Origin of the sequence: Pseudoxanthomonas sp. LH2527, from assembly GCF_022539275.1 — a bacterium.
Taxonomy (GTDB): domain Bacteria; phylum Pseudomonadota; class Gammaproteobacteria; order Xanthomonadales; family Xanthomonadaceae; genus Pseudoxanthomonas_A.
Genome location: NZ_JAKZBW010000009.1, coordinates 1 through 12676, shown reverse-complemented (window position 1 = coordinate 12676; position 12676 = coordinate 1). Strand labels below are relative to the sequence as shown.

Genomic DNA, 12676 nt, shown 5'->3' with positions numbered 1-12676 from the left:
TCCGTCGCTGTCACACCCGAGTGCGACGCGGTGCGCAGATGCGGCGCCCTGCGCGCCAGGAATATGGCGCGATCAACGTTCCAGCAGGGCACACAGCGGTGCCCGCCGCAGCAACACAGGCAAGGCACCACAGGCGCGGCGATGCAGGTTGGCTGCCGAGCGGATCACGGGCGCCGGAGGAACCGAGGGCGTCGGCGCCGCCGGACGCACGCCTGGCGACGAGGAGGCCGCGACACTCGCCGGACGCACCAGCGCTGGCGCGGGCGAACTCATGGAGCGCGGCCGCGGCCCGACCCGCACCACGAAGCCCTGTTCCGTCGCCGACATGACTTCCACCCAGTGCAGTTCATCGGGCGTGTTCCAGCGCCCGCCGACCTTCAGCATCGATCCCTCGTTGCTGGAGAAGTTCGCCGCCGGCGTATCGCGATCGACGCTGTAAGCAATGCCGTAGTCTTCCAGCTTGTGGATGATCACCGCATCACCGGCCAGCTTGGACTCGTAGGTGCCGGTACGACGGCGCGCTTCCAGCGTATAGATCACCGTCTTGTAGGGATCGGGCTGCGACGGCAGCGCCAGCACCACCAGCTGCGTATTGGACGTCTTCAGCACGCTGCCCGCATCCAGCACGAATTCGTGCGTCTCGCGGTTGCCGGCGTCGATCACGCGCTTGCGCGACGCGGGCAACCACCCCAGGCGTTCGCGCTGGTACATGTTCGGATGCTTGGGCAACAGCCCGTAAGCGGCGTCGCTGGTGGCGTTGCGCCAGGCATCGCTCATCACGTCCCACGGATTGTCGTAGGTGTCGCCATCGCCATCGGAGTTGTTGGAATGCGGCAACCCGTAGCCGTGCCCCATCTCATGCGCCAGCGGGGCGAGATTGGCGAACGACCACGGCGGGCTCCAGGTCACGCGCGTGCACACGTAGGCACCATCAAGCGTGGTGCAGGCACCGCCACCCCAGGCATTGCCATCCAGTTCGCCGTTGAACATCAGGTTGACGCCCTGGATGCCGGCGAAGTCGACCTCGGAATCGGCTGCGTTGGCGCAGTCGGCGAACAGCTCCGACAGCTGCGCCTTCTGCTTGCCGTTGACATCGGCCAGGTAGGCCGCGCGCGGCTTCGGCAGCGTGTACCAGCCATGCGCGGAACTGCCGGCAAGATTGATCTGGCCGTACGACACCTCGGACCAGTAGTGGCCCAACTGGCCCGGCGCATTGCCATACTGTTCTTGGAAGAAGCTGCGCGGCTTCTGCTCGGCGGTGATGTCGGCGAACTTGCACATCAGCGTGATCCAGCGCGTCGCGCCCAGCACCGGTGCGGAGGCCATGACGCGGCCATCGGCCCCCATCGTCAGCGCGCGCTGGGGCAAGCGATCGGTCGGCACGATGGCGCTGATCGACGGCAGCGCGCTGGCCGCCGACATGACCTTGGATGACGCGGCGATGTCCGCACGCATCGCGTACGACACCGCGACGCGCCGATTGGCCAATGCGTAGAGGTCACCGGCTGCCCGCTTTGCCTGCGTCACGTCCAGCGCGACCCGCCGCCCGGGACCCATGTCCAGCCACGCATCCAGCTGCGGTGGCGCCTGCACGCGGCCCGGCGACGCCCGCGGCGGATCCGCCCACTGCAACTGCAAGGTTCCCTGCATCACCGTCTCCGCCCTCAGCGGAAGATTCGGAAAGACGCATGCCACCACCGACATTACCGCCGCAAGGAGCACCCGCATGCCCCTGCGACGCATGTCGGCTGATCGGTACTTGACCACGCGCGACCCCATTCACGATGGACGGGTCGAAATGACGCCGTCATCGGGGGTGTCGGCTACAAATGTGAGTCCTTGAGGGCCAAGGAACGTGACAGGACACGTTTTCCACCCGGATGTTGCGAACTGGGATGCGGGTCAGGATTCGCCTGCGAACCCCATTCGTTCTACCCCCTACACCACGCCATCGCGCGATGTGGGGCTCACCCGCACCGTGTAGGAAAAACCCCTACCAATCAGCGCTCGCGAAGCGCGCAGGACGCCGCCTTTCCATCGCGTCGCGTGCCGCATCGCGAGGGCGTCGCGCGGCGCGGAGGAGCGCTTGCCGTGTTCGTTGCCGAGGTGGCGGGCACGGCGATCGAAGACGATGGCGCGCTTACCGCCGCCGGTCTCACCAGCGCCGGCAGCGGACTGCTCATCACCCGCGGAGGACCGACCGTCAGCACGAAGCCGGTCGCCGTCTGCGCCTTGATCGTCACCAGGTGCGAAGCTTCCGGGGTGACCCAGCGTTCGCCCACCTTGAACATCGAACCTTCGTTGTTGGAGCGGTTGGCGGCCGGCACATCGGCGTCGATGCTGTAGGCCGTGCCCGACCGCTCCACCTTGTGGATGATCACCGCGTTGCCGGCCAGGTTGCCTTCGTAGGTGCCTTCGCGCTTGCGTGCTTCCAGCGTGTACACCACGGTCGCATACGGATCGGCCTGCGGCGACAGCGACAGCACCAGCATCTGCGCATTGGCCGAGCCGGTCAGATGCGCGTAGTCGAGGGCGATGTCGCGCGTGGCCAGGTCGCCCAGCGGCACGACCCGCTGCCTCGCCGCATCCACCCAGCTCAGGCGGTGGCGCTGGAAGATGTTGATGTGCTTGGGCCGCGTGCCATACGTGGCATCGCCCACCGCGTTGTTCCAGCTGTCGCTCATCACGTCCCACGGGTTGTCGTAGGTATCGCTGTCGCCATCGGAGTTGTCCGAATGCGGCAGCCCGTAGCCATGCCCCATCTCGTGCGCCAGCGGCGCGAGGTTGCGGAACGACCACGGCGGATTCCACGTCACCCGCTTGCACAGCCGCGCGCCGCGCACGGTGGCGCAGCTCTGTCCGCCCCAGGCGAACCCGTCGAGATCGCCGTTGAACATCATGTTGATGCCGACCGGCGCATTCAGGTCGACGGTGTCCGGCGCGGCGGAGGCGCAATCGGCGAACAGCTTGTTGAGGTCGGCCTTGTCCTTGCCGTCCACCTTGGTGACGTAGGTCGAACGGGGACTCGGCAACGTGTACCAGCCGTGCGCGGTGCTGCCGGCCAGATTGATCTTGTTGTACGACACCTCGCGCCAGTAGTGGCCCAGTTGGCCGACGCCTTCGCCGTACTGCGACTGGAAGAACGCCAGGTCCTTCTGCTCGTCCGCGGCATCGCTGAACTTGCACATCAGCGTCACCCAGCGGGTGACCCCGTTGATCGGCGCAGCCGCCATCACGCGTGCGTTGGCCGCATGCACCGGCGCCGATTGGGTGACGCGATCGGCGGGCACGATGGCCTGGATCGCGGGCGCGGACGACATGACGCGCCCCGGCGGCGCGAATGCCACCGCCACGCGGCGATTGGCCAGCACATACAGATCGCCCGCCGCCAGCCTCGCCTGCGCGGGATCGAGCGGAATGCGGCTGCCGTCATCCTTCAACAGCGAGGCATTGAAACGGGGCGAAAGACGGGCTTGCCCGGCCGCCGCAGGCGGCGGATCGCCCCACTCCAGTTGCAGCAAGCCCTGCTCGATGGTCTGCGCATGCAGCGCGGTCGCGAACGACAGTCCGCAGGCCACGGCCAGCATCGCCGTGATCCGCGCACCGCGCGACATCTTGTTGAGCTTCCCTTTCACGATCCCCACTCCCCTGACCTGAACGCGCACCGCGCACCGCACTTCGCGTTCTAACGGGTATGCGGCCCGCGCGCCGTGCGTGGCATCACACTCCCCGCCTGTATGATCCTGTTCCCCCCGTACACCCTCGATGCAGGCCGCCATGAGCACTTCTCCCGATTACCGTGCCCTCCTGGAAACCGCAATCAGTGAAGCGCGGCAAGGCCTCGCCGAAGGCGGCATCCCGATCGGCGCGGCGCTGTACCACCAGGACGGGCGCCTGCTCGGCTGCGGCCACAATCGCCGCGTGCAGGAAGGCGATCCCTCCGTGCATGGCGAAACCGATGCCTTCCGCAAGGCCGGCCGCCAGCGCCGCTACCGCGACACGATCATGGTCACCACCCTGGCCCCGTGCTGGTACTGCAGCGGCCTGGTGCGCCAGTTCAACATCGGCACCGTGGTGGTCGGCGAATCGGTGACCTTCCAGGGCGGCATCGAGTGGCTGCGCGAATCCGGCGTCAACGTCATCGACCTGCAGAGCCAGGAATGCATCACCCTGCTCGGCGACTACATCCGCGCCAATCCCGACGTGTGGAACGAGGATATCGGCGAGGATTGAGCCCACCACCGCGCAAGGATCAGGCCTTGCGCACGAACTCAGACTTGAGCTTCATCGCGCCGATGCCGTCGATCCTGCAATCGATGTCGTGGTCGCCGTCGACCAGGCGGATATTCTTGACCTTGGTGCCGACCTTCACCACCAGCGACGAGCCCTTGACCTTCAGGTCCTTGATGACGGTGACGGTGTCGCCGTCCTGCAGCAGGTTGCCGTTGGCGTCCTTGATGATGCGCACGTCGTCGCCGGCAGCCGGCGCATCGGCCGACCACTCATGGCCGCACTCCGGGCAGACCAGCTGGCCGCCGTCCTCGTAGCTGTACTCGGACTGGCATTGGGGGCACGGCGGCAGCGTCGACATGGCGGATCGGGAAGCGGATACAGCCGCGATTGTCGCATGCGTAGCGTGCGCTGCGCGCACGATCACGTGTTGATGGGTTCATGCGGCCGTGCGCATGGCGCACGCTACGGGACGTACCGGCTCGGTCGTAGCGTGCGCTGCGCGCACGACCGCGTGTTGATGGGTCCATGCGGTCGTGCGCATGGCGCACGCTACAGGATGTAGCGGCTCAGGTCGGGGTCCTGCACCAGTTCGCCGAGATGCGCATCGACGTAGGCGCGGTCGATGACGACGCTCTGGCCGTCGCGGTCGGGGGCCTCGTAGCTCAGCGTATCCAGCAGCCGTTCCAGCACGGTGTGCAGGCGGCGGGCGCCGATGTTCTCCTGGCGTTCGTTGACCAGCGCGGCGATCTCGGCGAGGCGGTCGATGGCGTCGTCGGTGAAACTCAGCGCCACGCCTTCGGTCTTCATCAGCTCCACGTACTGCTTGCTCAGCGCAGCCTTCGGCTCGGTGAGGATGCGGATGAAGTCCTCCTTGCTCAGCGCGGACAGCTCCACGCGGATCGGGAAGCGGCCCTGCAGCTCGGGGATCAGGTCGCTGGGCTTGGCCAGGTGGAACGCACCCGAGGCGATGAACAGGATGTGGTCGGTCTTCACCGTGCCGTACTTGGTCGACACGTTGCTGCCTTCCACCAGCGGCAGCAGGTCGCGCTGCACGCCCTCGCGGCTGACGTCGGCGCCGCTCATGGTGCCGCTGCGCTTGGCGACCTTGTCGATCTCGTCGATGAAGACGATGCCATGCTGCTCGCACGATTCGATGGCGGCGGCGCGGATGTCGTCCTCGTTGACCAGCTTGGCGGCCTCTTCCTCGATCAGCTGCGGGCGCGCGGCCTTGATGGTCACGGTGCGCTTGTGGGTCTTGGCGCCGCCCAGGTTCGAGAACATCTGCCGCAGCTGCTGGCCCATTTCCTCCATGCCCGGCGGCGTCATGATGTCCACGCCGACGTTGGCGGCCAGCTCCAGTTCGATCTCGCGCTCGTCCAGGTCGCCGTTGCGCAACTGGCGGCGCAGCTTCTGCCGCGTTTCGGATTCCTTCGAGGACGGCTCGGCACCGATGTCGACGGTGGTCGTGGCGGCGCCGAAACCGAAGCCGTTGCCGCCGGCCGCCTCGCGGCGCGGCAGCAGGGCGTCGAGGATCCGTTCTTCCGCACGCTCCTCGGCCTGGGTGCGCATGCGCGCCTTGGCCTGTTCGCGATACATCTTCACCGCCGTGTCGGCCAGGTCGCGGACGATCTGCTCGACATCCTTGCCCACGTAGCCGACTTCGGTGAAGCGTGTGGCCTCGACCTTCACGAACGGCGCGTTGGCCAGTGTTGCCAGCCGGCGCGCGATCTCGGTCTTGCCGACGCCGGTGGGGCCGATCAGCAGGATGTTCTTCGGCATCACCTCGTTGCGCAGCCCGTCATCGAGCTGCATGCGACGCCAGCGGTTGCGCAGCGCGATGGCGACCGCGCGCTTGGCGGCCTGCTGGCCGACGATGTGGCGGTCGAGTTCCTGCACGATCTCGCGCGGGGTCATGGTTGAAGAGCCGGGATTCGTCATGGGGGATTCGGGATTCGTAAGAGCGGATTAAGGAAAGCTGGGAGGTTTCGGCGCGGCGTTCGCTTTTGCGAATCACGAATCGCCAATCAAGGCCTCTCTCACAGCTCTTCAACCACCACATTGCGGTTGGTGTAGATGCAGATGTCGCCGGCGATGTTCAGCGACTCCACCGCGATGGACTTCGCGTCCAGCTCGGTGTGCGCCAGCAGCGCGCGCGCGGCGGACAGCGCATAGGAGCCGCCGGAGCCGATGGCGATGATGCCGTCCTCGGGCTCGATGACGTCGCCGGTGCCGCTGATGATCAGGGAGGTTTCCTTGTCGGCGACGGCCAGCAGCGCTTCGAGCTTGCCGAGACGGCGTTCGGTGCGCCAGTCCTTCGCCAGCTCGACCGCGGCACGGGTCAGCTGGCCGTGCTTTTCCAGCTTGGCCTCGAACAGCTCGAACAGGGTGAACGCATCGGCCGCCGCGCCGGCGAAGCCCGCCAGCACCTGGCCATCGCGGCCGAGCCGGCGCACCTTGCGCGCGTTGCCCTTCATCACCGTATGGCCCAGCGTCACCTGGCCATCGCCGGCGACGGCGACATGGCCGTTGCGGCGCACGGACAGGATGGTGGTGGCGTGGAAGACGTTGGGATTCTGGCTGGGGTCCATGGAGGCCTCCGGGGTGTTCCCACAGAGGTGGGGACGCTGCCTCCCGGTTCAAGCATGACGTTTGACGCTGTTGTAGGAGCGACGTGAGTCGCGACCGCCGAACCCACCCAGGCAGGACGGCCGCATCATGCGCGGTCTCGCGGATGGTGTATCGCCCGGTGTGCCGGGATCGCGGTCGCGACTGACGTCGCTCCTACAGCAATCAGGACTTCCGCTTCGCCCGCGGGTGCGCGGCGTCGTAGACCTTGGCCAGGTGCTGGAAATCGAGGTGCGTGTAGATCTGGGTGGTGGCGATATCGGCGTGGCCGAGCAGTTCCTGCACGCCGCGCAGGTCGCCGGAGGATTCCAGGATGTGGCTGGCGAAACTGTGCCGCAACATGTGCGGATGCACGTGCTTGAACAGCCCCTGGCGCTGCGCCAGCTGCTTGATGCGGATCTGCACGGCGCGCTGCGAGATCGGCCCGTCGCCGCGGCCGGGAAACACGAAGGCCTCGTTGCCCGACGGCCGCTCCTGCCGCCATTCCACCAATGCGTTGCGCGCATGCGAACCGACCGGCACCTTGCGCTCCTTGTTGCCCTTGCCCAGCACGGTGACCATGCCGCCGGCCATGTCGAGATCGCGCCAGCGCAGTGCGCACAGTTCGCTCAGGCGCAGGCCGGAGGAATAGAACAGCTCCAGCAGGGCGCGGTCGCGCCTGCCCAGCGGCGCATCGATCGGCACCTCGACCAGCCTGACGGCTTCGTCCGCATCCAGCACCTGCGGCAGCTTGCGTGGCGCCTTGGGGGCGCGCAGTGCGGCGGCAGGACTGGCGGCGATGCGGCCATGCTTGAGCAGCCACTGGTAGAAACTGCGGCAGGCAGACAGGCGACGCTGCAGGCTCTTCGGCGACAGGCCGCGCCGGTGCTCGCTGGCCACGAAGCCGCGCAGCTGCTCGGCCTGCACGTCCGCCAGGTCGGTGATGTCCTGGGCCTGGGCCCACGCCGTCAGCGCGGCGAGATCACGGCGATACGCATCCAGCGTGTGCGCGGAGACACGGCGCTCGACCTCGAGGTGGGCGAGGAAGTCGGCGACGGCGTACATGTCCAGGACCCGTCAAACCGGCGAAAGCCGGGATCCACGTTGCGCTGGCCTGTTCGAGGTCGAGACAACGGCAAGATGGATTCCGGCTTTCGCCGGAATGACGGCGGGAGAGGCGAGCCTCGGCTCAACCATCGAACCGCTTCAACGCCGTCACCAGCGTGTCGCCCATCATGCGCAGGAACAGCGTGCCCATGCCGGGATAGAAACGGTTGCCGTCACGGCTGCCGACGGCGACCAGGCCGATGCCGGGCAGCGGCAACAGCGCGGACGATGCGACTTCCTCGGCACGCGACCCGTACAGCAGCACGTGCTTTTCCGGCTGCAGGCGACCGCAGATCGGCTCGCCGTCGCGCAGGCAGTCGCGGAACGGCGCCATGTGCGGATTATCCGCCGGCACCACCTGCAACCACTCGCCTTCCTCCAGGCCGGCGATCGGCTGCAGCAGCACGATGCTGACGCGGTCGCCGTTGAAGTCCTCGGCCAGGGAGGCCGCCATCGCACGCACGGTGTCGGCGGCGGTGCCCTGCTTCATCAGCGTCAGCGCCAACTGGTGGGTACGCACGGCCAGGCGCTCGTTCTCCTGCGCATTGGCGAACAGGTCGCCCAGGCGCTTGGAGAGTTCGCGGTTCTTGTCGCGCAGCACTTCCAGCTGGTAGCTGGCCAGCGATGCGGTCGGGCCTTCGTCGCGCGGCACCACCATGCTCAGCGCCAGGTCCGGGAACTGCTTCAGGAAGGTCGGATGCCGCCGCAGCCACGCCGCGACCTCGTGCGCACCCAGTTTTTCCGCTGTCTCGCTCATGCTGTCCATTCCCCTTCGAATACGAATGCCGCCGGCCCGGACATGATGACCGGCGCGTCGTCGGACGGCCAGCGGATGCGCAGTTCGCCACCGGGCAGCGCGATGGTCACGTCGCGATCCACCCGGCCACGACGGATCAGCACGGCCGCGGCCGCACACGCACCGCTGCCGCAGGCCAGCGTCTCGCCCACGCCGCGCTCGTACACGCGCAGGCGCACGCGGTCACGCGCGACCACTTCGGCAAAGCCGACGTTGACCGATTCCGGGAAGTGCCGCGCCCGCTGCAGCAGCGGGCCGTAATGCGCGACCGGTGCCGCCTCGACGGAGGGCACTTCGATGACGGCATGGGGATTGCCCATCGACACCGCACCGAAGCGCAGCCGCAGGCCTTCGTCCACGTCGGCGTCGTACTCGCCGCGCGGCTGATCGAAGCCGTGCAGCGGGATGCGGGCCGGCACGAACTCGGGCACGCCCATGGCGATGGCGTAGCGGTCATCGCCGATGCGCTCCACCGCATGCGTGGCCAACGGGCTGTCGACCACGAAGGTGTCGCCGCGGGCGGCGCCGTCCCGCACCAGCCAGGCCGCCACGCAGCGCGCGCCGTTGCCGCACTGCTGCGAGGGCGAGCCGTCGGAATTCCAGATGCGGTACGCCGCGACAGAGCCCGCACTGCGCGGCGGCTCGATGGTCAGGATCTGGTCGCAGCCCACGCCACGATGCCGGTCAGCCAGCGCGGCGGCCAGCGTGGCATCCGGCGGCGGCGTGCCATCGCGCAGGTCCAGCACGACGAAATCGTTGCCGGCCCCGTGCATCTTGCTGAAACGCATCACCGTGGACCGCGCGTGCGGAGACTCAGCCATTCCCGTCGGTGGCCGGCACCGTGGCCGGATCGATCGGCGGCTCGGCGGGGACGCTGTCGGTCGCCGGCGGTGCCGGCTCGGCCGGCGTCACCGGCGCTTCTTCCACCGGCTTCTCCGGCATGAACAGCGGGCCCTTGGCACCGCAGGCGGACAGGACCGCCATCAGGGCGGCAGCGAGGACAAGACGGGCGTTCCGGTTCATGCCGCGAGTATAGCCACAGCGGGATGAATGCGATGGCCGTCTACGCCGCACGCGGCGGTTCGGGGCGCCGCCACAACCAGGCGGCGACCACGGCCATGCAGGCGATCGGCAGCGCCACCATCCACCAGCGGTGCGAACCGGTCCACCGCATCAGCGCCAGCAGGATCACCGCACTGGCCAGCATCGTCCACGTGGCCGCCCACTTGGCGCGCCGCGAGACCGCGCGATGCAGATGCCAGTCGTGGATCATCGGGCCGAAGCGCGGATGCGAGAGCAGATAACGGTGCAGCCGCTGGGAGCCCCGCGACGCGGCATAGGCAGCGATCAGGATGAAGACGGTGGTCGGCAACCCGGGCACGAACACGCCCACGATGCCCATGCCCAGGCTGGCGTAGGCCAGCAACCACCACGCCCAGCGGAAGCGCACCGGGCGCGCGTCGGGCAGGTCACGCGGCGGCGGGGGAGACGTGTCATGCACGGCGACCTTGTACCGCAAATCCGTGGTGGACGGCGCAAAGACCCGCTGTGCCGACCGGATACCCGCGCCCCACCCTGCCATGACCCCTCATCCTCGCGCGACCACCCACCGGGTTATCGGCGATGGCGGCACCTGCCTGAAGTGGCATGCACCGGACGGCGCCGGAAAAGCAAAGAGCCGGGTTTCCCCGGCTCTCCGATGCCCTACACGCCGCGCTTACTTCGACGCCACGCCCAGCTGGTCCAGCATGAAGGCATACATCTCCGCACGCTCGCGGTACTGGCGGAAGCGGCCCGACTTGCCGCCGTGGCCGGCTTCCATGTTGGTGCGGAACACGACGGTTTCCTTGCTGGTGTTCAGATCGCGCAGGCGGGCGACGTACTTGGCCGGCTCCCAGTACTGCACCTGCGAATCCCACAGCCCGGTGCCGACGAACATGGCCGGATAGGCCTTGGCCTGCAGGTTGTCGTAGGGCGAGTACGTGAGGATGTAGTCGTAGTAGCCCTTCTCTTCCGGATTGCCCCACTCGTCGTATTCGTTGGTGGTCAGCGGAATGGTCGGGTCGAGCATGGTGGTGACCACGTCGACGAAGGGCACCAGGGTCAGGATGACCTTGTACTTCTCCGGCGCCATGTTCGACACCGCGCCCATCAGCAGGCCGCCGGCGCTGCCGCCCATCGCGGCGACGCGGTCCTTCGCCGCATAGCCTTCCTTCACCAGATAGTCGGTGACGTCGATGAAGTCGGTGAAGGTGTTGATCTTGTTGTAGAGCTTGCCGTCGTCATACCACGCGCGGCCCATTTCCTGGCCACCGCGGATGTGCGCGAGCGCATACACCACGCCGCGGTCGAGCAGGCTGATGTTGGTGATGCTGAAGTTCGGGTCCATCGACGAGCCGTAGCTGCCGTAGGCGTACTGCAGCATCGGCGCCTTGCCGTCGCGCGCCACGTCCTTGCGGTACACCAGCGTCACCGGGATCTTCGTCTTGCCGTCGCGGGCCGGCGCCCACACGCGTTCGGTCACGTACTTCGACGCGTCATAGCCCGGCACGGGCTGCTGCTTCAGCGTGCGACGCTCGCCGGTCTTCGTATTGATCTCGTAGGTCGTGGCCGGCGTGGTCATCGACGTGTAGCTGTAGCGGATCCAGTCGGTGCCGGTTTCGGGATTGGCAGCGAGGCCCATCGAGTAAGCGGCTTCGTCGGCCTTGATGTAGTCGCTGCTGCCGTCGGCCTTGATCACGCGCAGGCTTTCCAGCGCGTTGGCCCGCTCGGACACCACGCTGAAGCCGTCGAACAGCTCGACGCCCTCGACGAACACGTCGTCGCGGTGTGCGATCCAGTCCTTCCAGTCCTTGCGCGAGGTGGAACCGGTCGGCGCGGTGACGACCTTGAAGTTGGTGGCGCCGTCGGCATTGGTGCGGATCACCCAGCGGCCGCCCAGGTGGTCGGCCTGGTATTCCACGTCGCGCTCGCGCGGCGCCAGCACGGTGAACACGCCCGGATCGGCGGCCGGCGTGCAGCGCATCTCCGAGGACACCGTGCTCTCCACGCCGATGCAGATGAATTCATCGTCGCGGGTACGGCCGATGCCCATGTAGAAGCTGTCGTCTTCCTCTTCGTAGACGAGCTTGTCCTGGCTGGCCGGGGTGCCCAGCACGTGCGACTTCACCCGCTTGCTGAGCAGGGTTTCCGGGTCCTTGTCCACGTAGAACAGGGTGCGGCCATCGTTGGACCAGACCAGGTTCGGTTCGGCGTTGGTCACCGTGTCCGGCAGCATCTCGCCGGTGTCCAGGTTCTTGAAGCGGATCGTGTACTGGCGACGGCCGTTGGTGTCGTCGGCGTAGGCGAGCAGGCGGTTGTCCTGGCTGACCTCGTAGTCGCCGACGCTGTAGTAGTCCTTGCCTTCGCCCAGCGCGTTGACGTCCAGCAGCACCTGCTCGCCGGCGAAGTCGCCGGCCTCGTTGGCCTTCTGGATCGAGACCGCATCCACGCCCGGGCCGTCCTTGCGGCGCGCGTGCACGGGGTAGTCCTTGCCGGTCACGAAGCGGGCGTAGTACCACCAGCCGCGCTCGCGGTACGGCACGCTGGCGTCGTCCTGCTTGATGCGCGCGACGACCTCGTTGTAGAGCGTGTCCTCCAGCGGCTTCAGCGGCGCCATCACCGTATCGGTGTACTTATTCTCGGCTTCGAGGTAGGCGAGCATCTCCTTGTTCTCGCGCTTGTCGTCGCGCAGCCAGTAGTACTCGTCGTTGCGCTCGGCGCCGTGCGGCGCCTTCACGACATGCGGCTTCTTCGCCACGTCGGGCGGGGTGGTGCTGGCGGCAAGCGCGGAGGTGATCGGGGTGCTCATCAGGACAGTGGCGGCAAGCAGGAAGGACGTCGGCTTCATGGATGGGGTCCGGGAGTGCGGGATGCAATGGGAAGCGGTCCGCTCCC

The 12676-nt window shown here is 67.4% G+C and carries 12 protein-coding genes; 1 reads left to right on the top strand and 11 read right to left on the bottom strand.

The features are described 5' to 3' along the window. Positions 1–72 precede the first annotated feature (72 nt). Positions 73–1650: a hypothetical protein gene (locus MMG85_RS06985; protein ID WP_241045389.1), complete on the bottom strand. Its 1578-nt coding sequence runs from the start codon at positions 1648–1650 to the stop codon at positions 73–75. A gap of 350 nt (positions 1651–2000) precedes the next feature. Continuing rightward, positions 2001–3635, bottom strand: coding sequence for a hypothetical protein (locus tag MMG85_RS06980; RefSeq protein ID WP_241045388.1), 1635 nt, complete (start codon positions 3633–3635; stop codon positions 2001–2003). Between the two features lie 142 nt (positions 3636–3777). Between MMG85_RS06980 and MMG85_RS06975 the strand changes: the two genes are divergently transcribed. After that, entirely contained in the window at positions 3778–4233 is a 456-nt protein-coding gene (locus MMG85_RS06975; RefSeq protein ID WP_055940989.1) for a nucleoside deaminase, read from the top strand. A 19-nt stretch (positions 4234–4252) separates the two neighbouring features. Here MMG85_RS06975 and MMG85_RS06970 read toward each other — a convergent pair whose 3' ends face one another. The 9 genes from MMG85_RS06970 to MMG85_RS06930 all read right to left on the bottom strand — a co-directional run bounded on the left by MMG85_RS06970 (position 4253) and on the right by MMG85_RS06930 (position 12629). Beyond that, entirely contained in the window at positions 4253–4591 is a 339-nt protein-coding gene (locus tag MMG85_RS06970) for a zinc ribbon domain-containing protein YjdM (protein ID WP_241045387.1), read from the bottom strand. Between the two features lie 191 nt (positions 4592–4782). After that, positions 4783–6171, bottom strand: coding sequence for an ATP-dependent protease ATPase subunit HslU (gene hslU, locus MMG85_RS06965; RefSeq protein WP_241045386.1), 1389 nt, complete (start codon positions 6169–6171; stop codon positions 4783–4785). Positions 6172–6269: 98 nt separating this feature from the next. Further along, on the bottom strand, positions 6270–6821 hold the full coding sequence (gene hslV / locus MMG85_RS06960) for an ATP-dependent protease subunit HslV (protein WP_056879246.1): 552 nt from the start codon (positions 6819–6821) through the stop codon (positions 6270–6272). Positions 6822–7023: 202 nt separating this feature from the next. Then, positions 7024–7902, bottom strand: coding sequence for a tyrosine recombinase XerC (gene xerC, locus MMG85_RS06955; protein WP_241045385.1), 879 nt, complete (start codon positions 7900–7902; stop codon positions 7024–7026). 124 nt (positions 7903–8026) lie between these two features. Beyond that, a complete protein-coding gene (locus tag MMG85_RS06950; RefSeq protein ID WP_055940992.1) occupies positions 8027–8701 on the bottom strand; it encodes a DUF484 family protein in 675 nt (224 codons plus the stop codon). Next, positions 8698–9561: a diaminopimelate epimerase gene (gene dapF, locus MMG85_RS06945; protein ID WP_241045384.1), complete on the bottom strand. Its 864-nt coding sequence runs from the start codon at positions 9559–9561 to the stop codon at positions 8698–8700. Before dapF ends, MMG85_RS06950 begins: the two co-directional genes overlap by 4 nt. Then, positions 9554–9763: a lipoprotein gene (locus tag MMG85_RS06940; protein WP_241045383.1), complete on the bottom strand. Its 210-nt coding sequence runs from the start codon at positions 9761–9763 to the stop codon at positions 9554–9556. Before MMG85_RS06940 ends, dapF begins: the two co-directional genes overlap by 8 nt. Positions 9764–9803: 40 nt before the next feature. Beyond that, positions 9804–10208 (bottom strand): YbaN family protein, encoded by a 405-nt coding sequence (locus MMG85_RS06935; RefSeq protein WP_277399773.1) that lies wholly within the window; start codon positions 10206–10208, stop codon positions 9804–9806. A 249-nt stretch (positions 10209–10457) separates the two neighbouring features. Beyond that, the gene (locus tag MMG85_RS06930) at positions 10458–12629 is read right to left on the bottom strand and encodes a S9 family peptidase (RefSeq protein WP_241045382.1); all 2172 of its coding nucleotides are present in this window, start codon (positions 12627–12629) and stop codon (positions 10458–10460) included. Positions 12630–12676 lie beyond the last annotated feature (47 nt).